Raw genomic sequence first — 17990 nt, 5'->3', positions numbered from 1 at the left:
CATGGACCTGATCGCCAGCCACATCTCCCACCGCTTCGGCGATCTCGCCGTGCTCGACGACGTCTCCTTCACCGTCGGCGCCGGCGAGGTGGTGGCGATCGTGGGGCCGTCGGGCTGCGGCAAGAGCACGCTGCTGTCGATCCTCGGCGGGCTGCTGCAACCGACCTCCGGCGCGCCCGAGCTGCGCGGGACGCCGGCGGCGGACAGCCTCAACCCGCTCACCTTCGTGTTTCAGGATTTTGCGCTGCTGCCCTGGGCCAGCGTCGAGGAGAACGTCGAATTCCCGCTGCTGCACACGCCACTCTCGGCGCAGCAACGCCATGCACAGGTCGACGACGCGCTGCGCCGCACGGGGCTGACGGACTTTCGAAAGACCTATCCAAAACAGCTTTCCGGCGGCATGCGCCAGCGCGTCGGCATTTCGCGAGCGCTGGCGGTACGGCCCGCGATCCTGCTGATGGACGAACCGCTGTCGGCGCTGGATTCGCAGACCCGCGAGCTCTTGATGGAGGATTTCGTCCGCCTGCTCGCCGATGGCGGCATGGGCGCGGTTTATGTCACGCACAATCTCGAAGAAGCGGCGCGGCTGGCCGATCGCATCGTGGTGCTGTCGCGGCGGCCCGGTCGTATCCGCGAAGTCGTGGCGGTGCCGATGACGCGCGCCGAACGCGGCGAAATCGCTGCGCGGGAAAGGCTGCTCGCGCTGCAGAACCAGATCTGGTCGCTGATCCGCACCGAGGCGATCGACGCCGAGCGCGAGGTCCAGCATGCTTGATCGCGCGGGCACGCCTGCAAAGGACGACACGACGCGGCGGGTCCGGTTCCGTGGCGCCGGCTTCGTGCCCGCAAGCAGCCGGTTCGGCGGCTGGATCGCGCTCGCGCTCGTCATCGCGCTCTGGCAGGCGGCCGGCAGCGCCGGTCTCGTCAATCCGCTGTTCCTGCCGGCGCCCCTGGCCATTGCGCGCGCGATCTACCAGCTCGCGATCTCAGGCGCGCTCTGGCAGCATGTTTCGGCCTCGCTGCTGCGCATCGGCGTCGGCTGGGTGCTCGGCACTGCGGCGGGCGTTGCGGTCGGCTTCGCCATCGGCCTGTCGCGGCTCGCGCGCAGCGTCGGCATCACGTTCATCTCGGCGCTGTTTCCGATCCCGAAGATCGCGCTGCTGCCGCTCCTGATCCTCTGGCTCGGCATCGGCGAAGAGCCGAAGATCGCGACCATTGCGTTAGGGGTATTCTTCTCGACCGCGATCTCGGTCTATAGCGGGGTCGATGCGGTGCCGCGCAATCTCATTCGCATGGCGCAGAGCTTCAACGTTCCCTTCGCCACCATCGTGCGCAAGGTGATCTGGCCCGGCGCGCTACCAGCGATCCTCGCCGGCTTCCGCATCACCGCCTCGGTCGCGCTGCTGCTCGTCGTCAGCGCCGAGATGATCGGTGCGCAATACGGCATCGGCGCGTTCGTGCTCCAGGCCGGCAACCTGATGCAGACGGATCAGCTGCTTGCGGGCGTGGTGATATTGTCGGTGTTCGGGCTGGCTGTGGGCCGGGTAATTAATTGGCTGGAGACGCGGTTGTTGCACTGGCGGTAGCTACATTCACCGCAAAATCGCTGGTGGATTACGCCTTCGGCTGATCCACCCTACGAGACCGTCACGCGTTGCCGCGATCCTCGCGAAACAAATCCAGCTTCTGCTGCACCGGTCGATCCGAGAAGCTGAACAATACCGCGTCGTCCTCGGCCTCGTGCGTCACCCACTGCCAGCTCGGCACCACGAACAGATCGCGCGGGCCCCATTCGAAGACGGCATCGCCGATCCGGCTGCGGCCGCGGCCCTCGATCGGACAGAGCACCGTCGCGTCGGTCGAACGGTAGCGCGCGGTCTTGAAACCCTTCGGTAGCAGCTGGATGAAGGTGCCGATGGTCGGCATCGCGAAATCGCCGGTCTCGGGATTGCTGAATTTCAGCTTCAGCCCGTGGCAGGCATCCCATTCCTGGCTCGTCCTGGCCTTCTCCAATGCCTCACGGGTGTAGGCATAGGGATAGCTGAAGATCGGCGAGGTCTTTGAGGACCGCTTCACGTCGACCGGCAGCAGATTGTGGCCGTAGCGGGCAAAGCTGTCGCCTGCGGGCTTCGTAATCTTCTGCTGGTCTTCCTTCGAGCTCTCCGCAAACGAGCAGTCGAAGAACTGCACCAGCGGGATGTCGAGGCCGTCCAGCCAGAACATCGGCTCATTCGTCTCGTTGGAATGATCGTGCCAGGTCATCGACGGCGTGATGATGAAATCGCCGGGCTCCATCGCGGTGCGCTCGCCGTCCACCGCCGTGTGGGCGCCCTTGCCTTCGAGGACGAACCGCAGCGCCGACTGGCTGTGGCGGTGTGCGGGCGCAACGTCGCCCGGCACCACCATCTGCACGCCGGCATAGAGCGAGGTCGTGATCCTGGATTGTCCGCGCAGGCCGGGGTTCTCCAGCACCAGCACGCGCCGCTCGGCTTCCTTGGCCGTGATCAGCTTGCCAGCCTCGGTCATGTAGTTCCGGATGACGTCGAATTTCCACAGATGCGGTCGGCACGCGCTCTTCGGCTCCGGCGTGATCAGGTCGCTCATCACCGTCCACAGCGCGGTGAGATTCTCGCCGTCGATCTTCTTGTAGAAGGCTTCGCGTTCCGGCGTCTTGGTCACGGCTTCCATGGCGCGGCTCCCGTCTGTTTTGTTGATTGACAGTATACTGACGGTCTAGGTAGCGTCAACGTCACAAGACTAAAAGAGGGAGGGTTCTGATGAAGCTGCATGGCTATTTCCGCTCCAGCGCCGCCTATCGCGTGCGGATTGCGCTGAACCTGAAGGGCCTCGGCGCCGAGCATCTGCCGCATCATCTGCGCAAGGGCGAGCAACGCGCGCCAGCCTATCTCGTCATCAATCCGCAGGGCCTCGTGCCGGCGCTTGAGGATGATGCGGGTGTGGTACTGACCCAGTCGGTCGCGATCATCGAATGGCTCGACGAAACGCATCCCAATCCGCCGCTGCTGCCCAAGGATCCGCTGCAACGCGCCAAGGTGCGCGCCTTCGCGCTCGCCATCGCCTGCGATACCCATCCGGTGCAGAACTTGAAGGTGCTGGCGCGGCTGCGCGAGCTTGGGCTTGCCGAGGAGAAAGTCCAGGAATGGGCGGCGTGGGTCAATCGTGAAGGATTGTCGGCCTGCGAGACGCTGATCAGGCCCGAGCCGGGGCCGTTCTGCTTCGGCGACGCGCCGACGCTCGCCGATCTCTGCCTGGTGCCGCAGCTTGCCAATGCGCGCCGCTTCGGCGTCGACGTCTCCGCCTATCCGCGCCTGCTGAAGGCGGAAGCCGCCGCCAGGGCCTTGCCGGCGTTCGCCAACGCTGCGCCGGAGAAGCAGCCCGATGCCGAGTAAGCCTGTTGCTCCGATCACGATCGACGCAGTCTATGCCGCGCCGGGCTATCTGTTCCGGCGCATGCAACAGATCGCAGTCGCGATCTTCATGGAGGAATGCAAGGCGTTCGACCTCACGCCGGTGCAATATGCGGCACTGATCGCGATCCACACCCATCCCGGCATCGACGCCACGCGGCTGTCGGCGGTGATCGCCTTCGACCGCTCCACGCTCGGCAGCGTGATCGAGCGGCTGCAGGCCAAGGATTATATCGAACGCAAGCCGGCTCCCGAGGACAAGCGGATCAAGCTGCTCTATCTGACGAAGCCGGGGGCTGCGATCCTGCGCGAGATCATCCCCGCCGTCGAGCGCGCCCAGGCGCGCATGCTGGCGCCGCTCAAGCCTGCCGAGCGCAAGGCGCTGATGGGGTTGCTGGTGCAACTCGTCGATCTCAACAACGAGGCTTCGCGCGTGCCGCTGCGCGCGGAGGACGCGCTGGAGCATCTGGGGAAGGCGGGATGAGGGGGATGTGAGGCGATGCTCGCGCCTCACACACAGCTGTCGTCCCGGACAAGCGAAGCGCAGATCCGGGACCCATACGCCGCAGCTGTAGTTTGACGAGTTTCGTAGGGTGTGCAAAGGCGCTCTTGCGCCGTGCCCACCATCTTTGCTCGAATAGGCCATCAGTGGTGGGCACGCTTCGCTGTGCCCACCCTACGATTTTTGCGCGTGAGCGACATCCTCACATCCGCAACAACGCCTGCCGATCGATCTTCCCTGTGCCCGTCTTCGGCAGCTCGTCGATGAAAATCACCTCGCGCGGATATTTGTACGGCAGCAGCTTGCCTTTGACATAATCCTGCAGCCGCCGCGTCGCCTCGCTCTGGTCGTTGGCGCGGCTGTTCATCACCACCACCGCCTTCAGCGTCATGCGGCGATCCGGCAGCTCGGCCGCGAACACCGCGCATTCGCGGATGTCGGGATGGTCGGCGAGGCACAGTTCGACTTCGAGCGGATAGACCCACTGGCCGGAGATCTTGATGAGATCGTCGGCGCGGCCGCGGAAGAAGTGGAAGCCGTCGGCATCGCGGACGAAGCGGTCGCCGGTGTAGATCCAGCCGCCGTCGCGGATGGTCTCGGCGGATTTGTCCGGCCTGTTCCAGTACAGCGGCGTGTTGGAATCGCCGCGCCCCCACAGGATGCCCTCTTCGTCGTCGCCGACGTCGCGGCCCTCCTTGTCGCGGAGCGCGACCTCGTAGCCAGGTACCCGCAGGCCGGCGGCGCCGAGCTTCTTCCGCTCGGGACGATTGGAGAGATAGATGTGCAGCACCTCGGTCGAGCCGAGGCCTTCGACGATCTCCAGGCCCGTGAGCGTCTTCCAGCCGTTGAAGACATCGGCCGAGAGCACTTCGGCGGCGGAGAGGGACATGCGCAGCGAGGAGAAGTCGGTTTTGTCGGCACCCTGGGCCTTGGTCAGCGAGGTATAGAGCGTCGGCAGCCCGAAGAAGACCGAAGGCCTGTACTGCTCGATCGCCGCGAAGATCGAAGCCGGCTTCGGTTGCCCCGGCAGCAGCAGCGTCGCGGCACCAGCCGAGAACGGGAAGGTGACGGAGTTGCCGAAACCGTAGGCGAAGAAGATCTTCGGCACGGAGAAGCAGATGTCGTCGGGCGTCAGCTTCAGCACGTTCTGCGCAAAGGCGGCCTCGCTATAGGCCATGTCGTGCTGGAGATGCACGATACCTTTGGGCCGGCCGGTCGAGCCGGACGAATACATCCAGAACGCCATCTCGTTGCGATGCGTCGGGGCTTCCGCCAGTTCTTCCGGAAATTGCGCGAGCCAGCCCGCTGCCGCGATCGCCTGCCGCGCGGTGTGATCGCCCACCGCGCCATTGACGACGATCAGCGTGCGCAAGCTCGTATCCTTGCACGCTTCGGCATTGAAGCGGGCACAGAACTCGGCGTCCGCTACGGCAACGCTCGCGCCGGAATCGGCAAGATAGAATTGCAGCAGGTCCGGCGGCGTCAGCGTGTTGATCAGCAGCGGCACGAAACCGGCGCGTACCGCGCCGAAGAAGGCCGCGGGATAGGACGGCGTGTCGTCGAGGAACAGCAGCACGCGGTCGCCGCGCTTCAGGCCGAGCGAGACAAGGCCGTTGCCCCAGCGACACGCGTCAGCGCAGAGCTCGGCGTAGGTGCGGGTGCCGGAAGGACCAATGAGGGCGAGCCTGTCGCCGCGGCCTTTCTCGATATTGTCGAACAGCACGCGGCTGGCGTTGTAGATGTCAGGAACGGCAAAGCCGATCTCGCGGGCGCCCGCGCAGTCCGCCGGCACCTGGTCGTGAATCTCGTTGCTCATGCCGTCGCCTCGCCGTCCGCGTCTCCGCCACCGTTCTTCGCGGCCTCGTAGCGCGCCATGAAAGCGGGCGACATATGGCGCAGGCGGGAATCGTCGATGCGCCCGGAGCGAGTGATGTAGCTGTAGGCGAAATCCATCAGGGAAGCTGCATGTGCTGGGCAAAGTGCTCGTACCAGAAGGCGCTGGTTCGCGCGGCGTTGACGAGCTTCTGCACCACGGGCTTTCGCGCGGCCTGATAGCGGTGCAGCGCGGTCGACAGATGCGCGTCCGATTCCAGCGCCTTGACCAGCGCGATGGCGTCCTCGATCGCGAGGCGTGTGCCCGAGCCGATCGAGAAATGCGCCGAATGCAGAGCGTCTCCGATCAGCACCATGTTCTTGAACGACCAATGCTCGTTCCAGACCCAGGGAAAGTTGCGCCAGAACGATTTGTTGGAGACCAGGCAATGGCCGCCGAGCGTGTCGGCAAACACCTCCTCGCAGACGCCCTTGGATTGCTCGGCGTCCTTGTAGGCAAAGCCATAGGCCTGCCACGTCGCGTGGTCGCACTCGACCAGGAAGGTGCTCATGGTCGGCGAGTAGCGGTAGTGATGGGCGTTGAAGGCGCCGCGATCGGTCTTCACGAAGGTCTGCGACAGCGTGTCGAAGCGCTTCGAGGTGCCATACCAGACGAACTTGTTGGAGGAGTAGGACAGCGACGTGCCGAAATCGCCCTCATAGGCGCGGCGCACCAGCGAGTTCAGCCCGTCGGCGGCGACGATCAGATCGTGCCCGCCCAGTTGGTCGATCGTCTGGATCTGGGTGTCGAACCGCGGCGTGACGCCGACATCGAGGGCGCGCTGCTGCAGGAACTGCAACAGCTCGAGCCGGCCGATCGAGGAGAAGCCGACGCCGTCGATGGCGACGTGGTCGCCGCCGAGGTTCAGCGTGATGTTCTCCCAGCTCTCCATGTGCGGCGCGATCGCGTCGACCGTCTCGGGGTCGTCGGCGCGCAGGAATTCCAGGGCCTGGTCGGAGAACACCACGCCAAAGCCCCAGGTCGCGTCGGCCGGGTTCTGTTCGAACAGGTCGACTTGATCCTCGGGGTGACGCTTCTTCCAGAGATAGGCGAAATAGAGCCCACCGGGCCCCCGCCAATCACGGCGATCCGCAACGTCTGCCTCCCTAATTGACAGTATGCTTACTATCTAGGGGTAGCCTAATAGGCTCCGGCTTCCCGCGCCAGCGGAATTTCGCAGGCGCGCCAAAGCCCATGCCCGGACACGCGCATCGCGTGTGTCCGAAGCAGTGACGTTGCGAAGCATAGCCAAACCGCGACAGCTTGGCTATCGGCGCATCAGACGCAGCGTTTCACGTAGACCCCGTTCACCAGCACCCTGGTGCAGCGGACCGCCGGAACCGGCTTGCGGACCACGACGGCCGCATTCGGCCCTGCGCAGCCGGCACGATAGACGCCGCGGGCGCACACCACCGCGTTGGCATCAGTGGCTTCGAACGTCATGGTTGCGCCGAAGGTGAGGAGGGCAGAGGCGATGAGCAGCAAGGCACGCATGTCGTTCTCCCGGTTTGTCGCAATTGAAATTGGATACGGCAAAAGATCTGTCGCAGCAGGCGCGCAGGAAAGCAGGACGCGCGCCGCAAGGTGTGTCGATGCGCGCCGCCTATCGCACAGTGAAGGGCGCCAGCACGTCCCTGCAGGCGGGCGACAGCGACGCAGCATTGCCCGCAATGCATTGCATGATGCGGCCGCCACCTGGCGCCACGCTGCCGCACAGCGTGCGGACGTCCTCGCGACATGCGGACTGGACGATGAACAGCTCTTCGCGTGGCCGCAGCGGCCGCAATACGATCACGGCCGGTGCGGGAGCCGGTGTCGCAGCGGCCGGTGCAGCCCCAGCCGCAGGCGCGGCTGTCGTCGCGCCGCCTCCGGATGCGGCGCTCACGGCCTTCTCGCAGGCCGGCGAAACCTTGGCCTTGTTCTTCTCCAGGCATTCGAGCGCGGGGGCGCCGCCTGTCGGGACGCCGGCGCATACTTTGGGATAGTCGCCACGGCACGCGCTCTTGATCGCAGCAACCTGCGCGCTGCTCGGCTGCTTGGCCGCGGCGGCCTTCGGCGCCGGCGCGGCTGCTGGCTTTGCCGCGGGCGCGGGTTCTGCCTTCGACGCTGCAGGTTTGGGCTCCGCCTTGGGAGCGGCTTCGGCTTTCGGCGCGGCGGGAGCGGCTTCTGTCTTGGGCGCCGCGGGGGTAGCTTCCGTCTTGGGAGCGGCGGCGGGCTCGACCGCGCGAACCGCGGTCTGGCATCCCGAGGACAGGCTGGACATGTTCTTCTCAAGACATTGATACGCTTCCACGCCGCCGGGCTTTACGCTCGCGCAGTGCGCCATGAAGTCGGAGCGGCATGCGGACCGGATTGCGCTCTTCTGCGCGTCGGTCGGCGCTTGCGCAAATGCGCCTGTTGCAGTTGCGAAGAATGCCGCCGCCAGCAACGCGCTGCGCGTCGAAACATGTTTCAACGTGTTGAACATCCGAGTGAATCCTGCCCTGCCGGTAAAGCCCGGCGCTTTATCAATGTGATGCAATCGCAATCGTCGCGAGTGATGCCTCGCGAGCGTTATCTTTGGCCGCTTTGGCCTCTACCGCAAGTAGATATTGCCTCTGCAGTCGAGACACTGACGTCGTCAGAGCTTGACCATGCGCTTGCCGCGGTTTTCGCCCGCAAGCAATCCGATCAGCGCCTTCGGCGTGTTCTCCAAGCCATCGATGATGTCTTCCTGCACCTTCAGCTTGCCGGATTTTACCCAGGTCTGGAGATCGGCGAGCGCGCGCTGGCTCTCCTTCATGTAGTCCATCACGATGAAGCCCTGCATGATCAGCCGCTTCACCACGATCAGGCCGGGCACACCGCGCGGGCCGTGCGCGGAGGGCGTGCCGTCATATTGCGAGATCGCGCCGCAGCAGGCGATGCGGCCGTAATTGTTCATTTGCGGCAGGCAGGCTTCGAGGATGTCGCCGCCGACATTGTCGAAATAGACGTCGATGCCCTTGGGGGCCGCCGCGCGGAGCGCCTTGAACACGGCGCCGTCCTTGTAATCGACCGCGGCATCGAAGCCGAGTTCGGAGGTCAGCCAGTTGCATTTGTCGGCGCCGCCGGCGATGCCGACCACGCGGCATCCCTTGATCCCAGCGATCTGTCCGACGATCGAGCCGACCGAGCCCGCGGCCGCGGAGACCACGACCGTCTCGCCCTCCCGGGGCTTGCCGATCTCGAGCAGGCCGAAATAGGCAGTGAGGCCGGCGATGCCGAACACGCTGAGCAGGTGCGTCATCGGCTCGAGCTTCGGCATTTTTGTGAGATGCCTCGCCGGCACCGCCGCATAGTCCTGCCAGCCGGTGTCGCCGAATACGATGTCGCCGGTGGCGAGTTCCGGCGCCTTCGAGCTGATGACTTCGGCGATGGCGCCGCCGGCCATCACGCTGTTGGCTTCGACGGCGGACCGATAAGTCGCGCCATGCATCCAGGCACGGTTGGCCGCATCGAGCGAGATGTAGCGCACGCGCAGCAGGGCCTCGCCGTCCTTCGGCTCCGGTATCGTGCCGTCGATCATCTTGAAATGTTCAGGGCCGAGCTTGCCGCTGGGCTTTTCCACCAGAAGAATCTGGCGATTGATGCTGCCGCTCATGGCGTTTTCCCTTCGCTTGTTTGACGATTATTGATGCAGCCGCCGCAAACAAAACGTGCAAGCCGCATTCGTTGTGCGCTGCATAAAGGCTAGATCGGCGCCTCCAGTTTCACAATGGGAACATCCGGACAAAGCGACTGCACGCCAAGCGTGTTGCGCAGCTGTCATATCTGCGACACTATGAAGCGCCGGCGTATGTGGGGGTCATCGATGTCGAACAGGTTTACGCAATACATTCTGGCGGCGATGGTGCTCGGCATCATCATGGGCTCGGCGATCTACAACTTCCTGCCCGACACGCGCGCCGACTGGGCCTCCTCGATCAACCTGATCGCCATGATGTTTCTGCGCCTGATCAAGATGATCATCGCGCCCCTGGTGTTCGCGACCCTGGTCGGCGGCATCGCCCATATGGGCTCGGGCTCTAAGCTCGGCCGCATCTTCGCCAAGACCATGGGCTGGTTCATCAGCGCCTCCTTTATTTCACTGCTGCTCGGCCTCGTGATGGTCAATCTGCTGCAGCCGGGCGCAAATTTCCCCGGCACGTTGCCTGCGGCGGGACAATCGACCGGCCTGCCGGTCTCGGCCTTCTCGATCGAGAAATTCCTGACCCATCTGATTCCGACCTCGATCGCGGACGCGATGGCGCAGAACGAGATCCTGCAGATCGTGATCTTCGCCGTGTTCTTCTCGGTGGCGATGGGCGCGATGCCGGAGCGCTCCAAGCCGATGCTGGCGCTGATCGACGATCTCGGCCACATCATGCTGAAGGTGACGGGCTACGTGATGCTGTTCGCCCCGCTCGCGGTTTGGGCCGCGATCACGGCGACGGTCGCCAAGAACGGCCTTGGGGTGCTCTGGAAGCTCATCGTCTTCATGGGCGGCTTCTATCTCTCGCTGATGATCCTGTGGGCCATCCTCGTCGTCGTCGGCTTCATCGTGATCGGGCCGCGCTACAGCCATCTCTTGAAGCTGATCCGCGAGCCGCTGATGATCGCGTTCTCGACCGCGAGCTCGGAAGCGGCCTATCCGAAGACGCTGGAGGGCCTCAACCGCTTCGGCGCCTCGTCGCGGATCTCGAGCTTCGTGCTGCCGCTCGGCTATTCCTTCAACCTCGACGGCACCATGATGTACTGCACCTTCGCGAGCATCTTCATTGCGCAGAGCTATCACATCGACATGCCGCTCGGCACCCAGCTCGCGATGCTGGCGACCCTGATGATCACATCGAAGGGCGTCGCCGGCGTGCCGCGCGCCTCCCTCGTCGTGATCGCCTCGACGCTGTCGCAGTTCAACATCCCCGAGGCCGGACTGTTGATGATCATGGGCATCGACACCTTCCTCGACATGGGCCGCAGCGCGACCAACGTCATCGGCAACACGCTGGCGACCTCCGTGGTCGCGAAGTGGGAAGGCGAACTCGGGCCCGAGCATGCGATGGGACCAGGTGATGCCGTGCCGGAAGACATGATCCCCGGCGAGGTGCCCGCCATGGCCGGCCATGGTTAGGGGCGCATCATGGGCCAGACGCTGGCAAGGCGGACACTTGCAAGTTCGGTGATCGGCGGCTGCCTGTGGCTCGCAGCATCGTTGCTCGCGACCGCGGCTTCCGCCCAGACCGGCGGCGAAGGGCTCAGCCCGACGCTGTCGGCCATCAAGAAGGCACATGTCGTGCGGCTCGGCTATCGCGAGAGCTCGCCGCCGTTCTCGTTCGTCGACCAGTCAGACCGCCCGATCGGCTACAGCCTCGAACTCTGCGAGGCGATCGTCGAGGAGATTGGCGTCGAGGTCGACGATCCAAATCTGAAGATCGACTACGTCAAGGTCACTTCGGACGACCGTATCGACGCGGTGCTCCAGAACAAGATCGACCTGGAGTGCGGTTCGACCACGGCCAATGCCGAACGTGGCAAACGTGTCGCGTTCTCGCCGTTGATGTTCGTCGCCGGCACCAAGCTGATGGTGCCGAAGGCGTCGAGCGTCCAGTCGCTGACCGATCTGAAGGGCAAGACCATCGTGGTGACGAAGGGCACCACCAACGAGCAGGCGATCCAGGCGGCCGACAGGAAATCCTCGCTCGGCCTCAACATCGTCACCTCGCCCGACCACGAGCAGTCGTACCAGATGCTCGTCGACGGCAAGGCCGATGCGTTCGCGACCGACGATATCCTGCTCTCCGGCCTGATCGCGCGTCACAAGGCGCAGGACAAGTTTCGCGTCACCGGCGATTATCTGTCCTACGACCCCTACGGCATCATGTTCCGCAAGGGCGAGCCGCAACTTTCGGCTGTAGTCGAGCGCGCCTTCCGCAAGCTCGGCTCCAACCGCGACCTTGTGCCCCTCTATAACAAATGGTTCACCGCGCGGCTTCCGACCGGCGAACGGCTCAACGTGCCGATCTCGCTGCAACTGGAGGAAGCCTTCAAGGCGATGGACGATTCGGCGAGCGCGAATAATTGAGTCCGCAAGCTCGGTGCACCCTCTTCCCTTGCGGGAGAGGGTGGGTTTCGCGAAAGCGAAGCCGGGTGAAGTGTCTCTATCCCCACGAGCAGTCTTGCGAGCGGAGAGAACCCCTCATCCGGCGCTTCGCGCCACCTTCTCCCGCAAGGGGAGAAGGGAAGGAGGCCTAGTCGCACTCAGCGTTCTTCCCCAAACACTCGGTCCAGCGCTGCGTCATACGTCGCCTGCACCAGCTCTGGATGCAGTTTGCCCAGCGCCTCCATCGTCACGCCGGAGTTGATCTCGAGGACGCGCCAATCACCGTCGACGCGCACCAGGTCGATTGAAGCGAAGGTGATGCCGATGGCGCCTGCGGCGTCGATCGCGAGCTTCACGCAAGGCTCGCGGACCTCGCCGTCCTCCAGCAGCATCGGCTTCGCACCCGCATCGAGATTGTGCCGCCAGTCCGCGCCACGCTGCTTGCTGTAGACGACGAGCGGCACATCATCGAGCAGGATCACACGGACCTCGTCCTCGATTTCGACATAGGGCGAGATCACGAGCCCCGCGCTCATTGAAAAGACCTCGCCGGCCGCGCGGTCGAGTTCCGCCTCCGTCGTCACCTTGAACACCGAACGTCCCGATGTCCCCTCGTTCGGCTTTACCACCACGCCTTGCGGATTGTCGTGCAGCAGCACGAGCATGGCCTCTCGCCAGCCGGCGCCAACAATGGTCTCGCCCAGCTTTGGATTGAGGAAGAGCTGATGCGGAATGCAGGGCACGCCTTCCAGCGTCAGAACCTCGGCGGTGGCGGATTTGTCGTTGGCGATGCGATGCGCGATGGCGCTATTGAGGCCGATATCGTAGCCGAAGGCGAAATGGCGCCTTGCCCCCCGGCGCATCGCGATCAGCCAGCCACCGGCGCGGACATCGACGGCGATGCCGTGGTTCGCACAATAGTGCCTGATCGCCTGGACGAAGATCCGCTCGCCGCTCATTTGCCTGATCATTCCTGGCGCCAAAGGCCGCAAAAATGCGGGAAACGGCGCCGTGCCTGGTGAAAACCAGAGCTATTCTTAATGAAATTCTCGCGAGCGCGACGGAAATTAAGTGCTGCGATCGAGCCCTTCGGGGAAAAGAAATTACCCTTGATGCGGGCCCGACAGCAGATCCGTTAATGATCCGGCCAATTCCGCCGCAAATGCCGGTTTGATCGGCATCAATTGCACCCGAAACGAGGTTGATTATTGGTCTCAATGGCGTAGATCACGCCTGAGAAATCCTCCGCCATGGCAAGTGGTGCCCGCCTCGCTTCAGGAGGCCGTGCAACGCTGTTGTTCTAAAACCGCAAATATTCGGAATATCGAAAATCATGAGCGCGTTTTACCGAGAGAAGGTTCTTTCCGTCCAGCACTGGACCGACACGTTGTTCAGCTTCCGCGCCACGCGCGACACCGGCTTTCGCTTCCAGAACGGCCAGTTCGCGATGATCGGCCTCGAGATCGACGGCCGTCCGCTGCTGCGCGCCTACAGCATGGCGAGCGCCAACCACGAGGAAGAGCTCGAGTTCTTCTCGATCAAGGTTCAGGACGGCCCGCTCACCTCGCGCCTTCAGAAGATCAAGGAAGGCGACACCATCCTGGTCGGCCGCAAGGCGACCGGCACGCTGATCACCGACAATCTCATTCCCGGCAAGCGGCTGATGCTGCTCTCGACCGGCACGGGCCTCGCGCCGTTCGCCAGCCTGATCAAGGACCCCGATGTCTACGATCAGTTCGAGAGCATCGTTCTGGTGCATGGCTGCCGTCAGGTTTCCGAGCTCGCCTATGGCGAGAAGCTCGTCGCGACCTTGCGTGAGGACGAGTTGTTCGGGGAGCTGCTGGCGGACAAGCTCGTCTATTATCCGACCGTGACCCGCGAGCCGTTCCGCAATCGCGGCCGCATCACCGACCTCATCAACTCCGGGCAGATCTTCAACGACATCGGCCAGGGCCCGCTCGACATCGCCACCGACCGCGTGATGATGTGCGGCAGCCCGGCGATGCTCGAAGAGCTCAAGGTGATGTTCGAAGGCCGCGATTTCATCGAGGGCTCCGGCAACAAGCCCGGCCACTTCGTGATCGAGAAGGCGTTTGTCGAGCGCTGATCGCGGTTCGCCAATCTTGCAGGTCCCGGATCTGCATTTCCTGGCCCGGGACTGGATAAGACCGCTCCCGTATTCCCCTCGCCTCTGCTGCACCGCAAAATCCGCCAATCAGGCTGATTGATCTGCCTCGGCGGAATTCGCTAGCCTGTAACAAGGGTCGCGTCATATCCGTATGACAGGCGCTGGCGTATCGTACCGCCTCATGCTGGCGAGAGGATGGGAATCGTGGCCGAACACAATACACCGCAGGAATCTCCCGCCCCCTTGTCTCCCAAGCGCCCGGCGCTCGCGGAAGAGGGGATCATGGAAACCCTGCTGCTGCCATTCTCGCCACGTTTCATCGTGCTGACGATCTGTGCGGTCGTCACCGCGCTCCTGATCGGCATCGGCATCGCCGACCGCAAGATCTTCGACATCCTGCTGGTCCCGATCCTGATCTTTGCCGCGCTCACCTTGCTCGGTGTGCGCGATCTCCTGCAAAAGAGCCACGCGGTGCTGCGCAACTATCCGATCTCGGCGCATATCCGCTTTCTGCTCGAAGAGATCCGGCCCGAGATGCGGCAGTATTTCTTCGAGAGCGAGAAGGACGGCATGCCGTTCTCGCGCGATACCCGCGCGGTGGTCTATCAGCGCGCCAAGATGGAGCTCGACAAGCGCCCCTTCGGCACCCAGGAGGACGTCTACCGCGAGGGTTACGAGTGGATGAATCACTCGGTGTCGCCGAAGGCGCATGCCGAGGAGAAATTCCGCATCACCATCGGTGGGCCCGACTGCCGGAAGCCCTATTCGGCCTCGGTGTTCAACATCTCCGCCATGAGTTTCGGCGCGCTCAGCCCGAACGCCGTGCGTGCGCTGAATGCCGGCGCGAAGAAGGGCAGCTTCGCGCACGACACCGGGGAGGGCGGTTTCAGCCCCTATCATCGCGAGATGGGCGGCGACATCATCTGGGAGATCGGCTCGGGCTATTTCGGCTGCCGGCATTACGACGGCACTTTCGATCCGGATGCATTCGCGCGCGTCGCTAGCCAGGATCAGATCAAGATGGTCGAGCTCAAGATCAGCCAGGGCGCCAAGCCCGGCCATGGCGGCGTGCTGCCGGCCGCGAAAGTCTCGGAAGAGATTTCGAAGATCCGCGGCGTCGCGATGGGCGAGGACTGCATCTCGCCGGCTTCGCACCGCGCCTTCTCGACCCCCGTTGGCATGATGCAGTTCATTGCCGAGATGCGAAAGCTCTCCGGCGGCAAGCCGGCCGGCTTCAAGCTGTGCATCGGCCACCCCTGGGAATTCCTGGCGATCTGCAAGGCGATGCTGCGGACCGGCATCTATCCGGACTTCATCGTCGTCGACGGCAATGAGGGCGGCACCGGCGCCGCGCCGCTGGAGTTCATGGACCATCTGGGCATGCCGATGCGCGAGGGCGTCAGCTTCGTGCACAACGCGCTGATCGGCATCAACGCACGCGACCGCATCAAGATCGGCGCGTCCGGCAAGATCGCCACGGCCTTCGACATGGCGCGCGCGATGGCGATCGGCGCCGACTATTGCAATTCGGCGCGTGGTTTCATGTTCTCGCTCGGCTGCATCCAGTCGCTGAGCTGTCACACCGACCGCTGCCCGACCGGGGTCGCGACGCAGGACCCGACCCGCGCACGTGCGCTCTACGTGCCGCTCAAGATCGACCGCGTGCACAATTATCACCACGCCACGCTGCATTCGCTGACCGAGTTGATCGCCGCTGCCGGCCTCGAACATCCGCAGCAGCTGCGCCCGATTCACTTCAGCCAGCGGACCTCGACGACCGACGTGAAGTCCTTCGCGCAGCTCTATCCGGCCTTGCGCCCCGGAGAATTGCTGGAAGGCACCGAGGATCCCCGGTTCCGCGATGCCTGGCGGATGGCGCAGGCTGAGACGTTCCAGCCGGCGCTCTGAGGCGCCGATCCACCGCATGATACCGCCCCATTTTGCGGCGGCGACAATTCATCGGGGATCGGAGTCGTGCTTTAACGTCGATGTCAGCTTCGGGTGTAAGCTGGCCCCATGGACGAGCGACGCGATAGAGCCAGGCATCGTGTGCTGAAGGCCGGAACCATCGAGTTCGGCGGCGGCGCGATCGACTGCACCGTCCGCAATTTTTCCGACACCGGCGCCGCCCTCGACGTCAGCAGTCCCGTCGGCATCCCCGAACACTTCACGCTCATCATCCAGGCGGACGGAACGCACCTCGCCTGCACCGTGGTCTGGCGCAAGGAAAGGCGCATCGGCGTGAAGTTCGGGTGAGCGTCTGCGTTCGGCGCGCTTGTCCGGGACGACAGCAGCGATTGGAGCTCACCCCGTTTCGACCTCACCCGTCCGGCTTGCCAGAATCTTGTCGATCCGCCGCCCGTCGAGATCGAGCACCTCGATGTGCCAGCCGCCGAAGTCGAAGGCATCGCCGATGTCAGGCAGCGCGTTGAACTGTTGCAGCACGAGGCCGGCCACCGTGTTGTAGCGGTGCGGCGGCAGCTCGATGCCGAGCAGCTCGCCGAACTCGTCGACCGGCATCCAGCCGGAGACCAGCAACGAGTCGTCGGCGCGCCTGACATAGGCCGGCTCCGGTGGTCCTTCCTCCGAATGGAAGGCGCCGACGATCGATTCGAGGATATCCGCGGGCGTCACCATGCCTTCGAAGGCACCGTATTCGTCGTAGACGAAACCGATGTGAACCGGCGCAGATCTCAGGATGGCCAGAACATCGCGGGCGTCGGCCGACGCCGGAATGCCGGGCGCCTCGCGCACCAGTGCACGCAGATCCGGCGCACGTTCGTTCATATAGGCGATCAGCAGGTCCTTGGCCTGGAGCACGCCGATCGGCTTGTCGCGGTCGCCGTCGGAGACGGGAAAGCGCGAATGCGGGCTCTTTGCGATGATCTCCTGAATGGCTTCCGGCGCATCATTCAGGTCGATCTCGTGGACCTCTGTGCGCGGCGTCATGACGGCGCCGACCGGCCGGTCGCCGAGCCGCATCACGCCCGCGATCATCTCCTTCTCGCCGGGCTCGAGCACGCCGGCATTCTCCGCCTCGGTGACGAGATGATGGATCTCATCCTCCGACACCTTTTCCTCGGCCTTGCCGCCACGGCCGAGCAGCGACAGGATCAGCTTGCCGGAGAGATCGAGCAGGAAGACGAGCGGCAGCGAGACCTTCGCAAGCACGTGCATCGCCGGCGCAACCTTCACCGCGACGCTCTCGGGATCGCGCAGCGCTACCTGTTTCGGTACCAGCTCGCCGACGATCAGCGTGGCATAGGTGATGAGAGTGACCACGATGCCGACGCCGACGATGTCGGCAACGCCGGCGGAGAGACCGGCCTCGACCAGCCATAGCGTCAGCCGCTGGCCCAGCGTCGCGCCGGAGAACGCGCCCGAAAGCACGCCCACCAGGGTGATGCCGATCTGCACCGTGGAGAGGAACTTTCCGGGATCGGCCGCCAGCGTCAGCGCCCGCTCGGCGCCGCGCACGCCCTTGGCGGCAAGCAGCGACAGCCGGGCCGGGCGGGACGAGACCACGGCCAGCTCGGACATGGATAACAGGCCGTTGATGACGATCAGGACGACGACGATGATGAGTTCGACGGACAACATTTTGCGCTGGAAGGAGGGATGCCGGGCCCGGCGGACGCCGGATCAAGCCCCTTATATAGGAACTCCAGGCACGATTTACCCGGCTCCGGCCCAAATTCTCGCAAGTCGCTCCGACTTTCGCGCGCATTTTCGAGGGATCGGATTCCCGGAGGGGCAATCTCGGCGAACCCGTTTAAGCCGCGTTAATGATGCTTTCTCAATGTGACACATCCCGATCCGTCCCAGCCCGTGTTTATGGAACGCGCGTAAGCGTTGATTAAGGCGCGATAGCCATATTTGCCCTCGTAAAGAGCGAGCGATCGGCTGCGAAAACCTTTGGTCTCCTCCGGTCGCAAGGCACCAGAAAATGGTCTCGGCCG

The 17990-nt window shown here is 64.1% G+C and carries 16 protein-coding genes and 1 pseudogene; 9 read left to right on the top strand and 8 right to left on the bottom strand.

The window, feature by feature from the left end:
* The first annotated feature begins 1 nt into the window (after nt 1).
* Together ACQ86E_RS11520 and ACQ86E_RS11515 are read left to right on the top strand one after the other, a co-directional pair.
* Nucleotides 2-775: an ABC transporter ATP-binding protein gene (locus ACQ86E_RS11520; protein ID WP_431205490.1), complete on the top strand. Its 774-nt coding sequence runs from the start codon at nt 2-4 to the stop codon at nt 773-775.
* Nucleotides 768-1586, top strand: a complete 819-nt coding sequence (locus ACQ86E_RS11515) for an ABC transporter permease (RefSeq protein WP_431205489.1) — start codon at nt 768-770, stop codon at nt 1584-1586. Before ACQ86E_RS11520 ends, ACQ86E_RS11515 begins: the two co-directional genes overlap by 8 nt.
* A 61-nt stretch (nt 1587-1647) precedes the next feature.
* Here the strand turns inward: ACQ86E_RS11515 and gtdA are convergent, their stop codons facing one another.
* Nucleotides 1648-2688 carry a gentisate 1,2-dioxygenase gene (gtdA, locus tag ACQ86E_RS11510; protein WP_431205488.1) on the bottom strand — a complete coding sequence of 347 codons (1041 nt, stop codon included), beginning with the start codon at nt 2686-2688 and terminating at the stop codon, nt 1648-1650.
* A gap of 89 nt (nt 2689-2777) precedes the next feature.
* Between gtdA and maiA the strand changes: the two genes are divergently transcribed.
* Together maiA and ACQ86E_RS11500 are read left to right on the top strand one after the other, a co-directional pair.
* A complete protein-coding gene (gene maiA / locus ACQ86E_RS11505; protein ID WP_431205487.1) occupies nt 2778-3410 on the top strand; it encodes a maleylacetoacetate isomerase in 633 nt (210 codons plus the stop codon).
* Nucleotides 3400-3912, top strand: coding sequence for a MarR family winged helix-turn-helix transcriptional regulator (locus tag ACQ86E_RS11500; protein ID WP_431205486.1), 513 nt, complete (start codon nt 3400-3402; stop codon nt 3910-3912). The genes maiA and ACQ86E_RS11500 overlap by 11 nt, the downstream gene beginning before the upstream one ends.
* A gap of 220 nt (nt 3913-4132) precedes the next feature.
* On the opposite strand, the gene ACQ86E_RS11495 is transcribed toward ACQ86E_RS11500, so the two are convergent.
* From ACQ86E_RS11495 to ACQ86E_RS11475, 5 genes and pseudogenes are all read right to left on the bottom strand, one after another.
* Nucleotides 4133-5746 (bottom strand): benzoate-CoA ligase family protein, encoded by a 1614-nt coding sequence (locus ACQ86E_RS11495; protein WP_431205485.1) that lies wholly within the window; start codon nt 5744-5746, stop codon nt 4133-4135.
* Nucleotides 5743-6898: pseudogene (locus ACQ86E_RS11490) on the bottom strand (FAD-dependent monooxygenase). Before ACQ86E_RS11490 ends, ACQ86E_RS11495 begins: the two are co-directional and overlap by 4 nt.
* A gap of 183 nt (nt 6899-7081) precedes the next feature.
* Entirely contained in the window at nt 7082-7297 is a 216-nt protein-coding gene (locus ACQ86E_RS11485) for a hypothetical protein (protein WP_431205484.1), read from the bottom strand.
* A 109-nt stretch (nt 7298-7406) separates the two neighbouring features.
* Entirely contained in the window at nt 7407-8270 is an 864-nt protein-coding gene (locus ACQ86E_RS11480) for a cysteine rich repeat-containing protein (RefSeq protein WP_431205483.1), read from the bottom strand.
* Nucleotides 8271-8423: 153 nt separating this feature from the next.
* On the bottom strand, nt 8424-9425 hold the full coding sequence (locus ACQ86E_RS11475; protein ID WP_431205482.1) for an NADP-dependent oxidoreductase: 1002 nt from the start codon (nt 9423-9425) through the stop codon (nt 8424-8426).
* A gap of 210 nt (nt 9426-9635) precedes the next feature.
* Here ACQ86E_RS11475 and ACQ86E_RS11470 point away from each other — a divergent pair, with 210 nt between their 5' ends.
* Both ACQ86E_RS11470 and ACQ86E_RS11465 read left to right on the top strand, forming a co-directional pair.
* On the top strand, nt 9636-10934 hold the full coding sequence (locus ACQ86E_RS11470) for a dicarboxylate/amino acid:cation symporter (protein WP_431205481.1): 1299 nt from the start codon (nt 9636-9638) through the stop codon (nt 10932-10934).
* A gap of 9 nt (nt 10935-10943) precedes the next feature.
* Entirely contained in the window at nt 10944-11885 is a 942-nt protein-coding gene (locus tag ACQ86E_RS11465) for an amino acid ABC transporter substrate-binding protein (protein WP_431205480.1), read from the top strand.
* A 176-nt stretch (nt 11886-12061) separates the two neighbouring features.
* On the opposite strand, the gene ACQ86E_RS11460 is transcribed toward ACQ86E_RS11465, so the two are convergent.
* Entirely contained in the window at nt 12062-12862 is an 801-nt protein-coding gene (locus ACQ86E_RS11460) for an ATP-grasp domain-containing protein (protein WP_431206448.1), read from the bottom strand.
* 374 nt (nt 12863-13236) lie between these two features.
* Here ACQ86E_RS11460 and ACQ86E_RS11455 point away from each other — a divergent pair, with 374 nt between their 5' ends.
* The 3 genes from ACQ86E_RS11455 to ACQ86E_RS11445 all read left to right on the top strand — a co-directional run bounded on the left by ACQ86E_RS11455 (nt 13237) and on the right by ACQ86E_RS11445 (nt 16287).
* A complete protein-coding gene (locus tag ACQ86E_RS11455) occupies nt 13237-14010 on the top strand; it encodes a ferredoxin--NADP reductase (protein ID WP_431205479.1) in 774 nt (257 codons plus the stop codon).
* A gap of 303 nt (nt 14011-14313) precedes the next feature.
* Entirely contained in the window at nt 14314-15939 is a 1626-nt protein-coding gene (locus tag ACQ86E_RS11450) for an FMN-binding glutamate synthase family protein (protein WP_431206447.1), read from the top strand.
* Between the two features lie 108 nt (nt 15940-16047).
* A complete protein-coding gene (locus ACQ86E_RS11445) occupies nt 16048-16287 on the top strand; it encodes a PilZ domain-containing protein (RefSeq protein WP_431205478.1) in 240 nt (79 codons plus the stop codon).
* A 48-nt stretch (nt 16288-16335) separates the two neighbouring features.
* On the opposite strand, the gene ACQ86E_RS11440 is transcribed toward ACQ86E_RS11445, so the two are convergent.
* The gene (locus ACQ86E_RS11440; protein ID WP_431205477.1) at nt 16336-17631 is read right to left on the bottom strand and encodes a hemolysin family protein; all 1296 of its coding nucleotides are present in this window, start codon (nt 17629-17631) and stop codon (nt 16336-16338) included.
* Between the last annotated feature and the right edge of the window lie 359 nt (nt 17632-17990).

This window comes from Bradyrhizobium betae (assembly GCF_050632175.1).
Lineage (GTDB): Bacteria > Pseudomonadota > Alphaproteobacteria > Rhizobiales > Xanthobacteraceae > Bradyrhizobium > Bradyrhizobium betae_B.
This window is presented reverse-complemented; position numbering and strand designations above follow the sequence as displayed.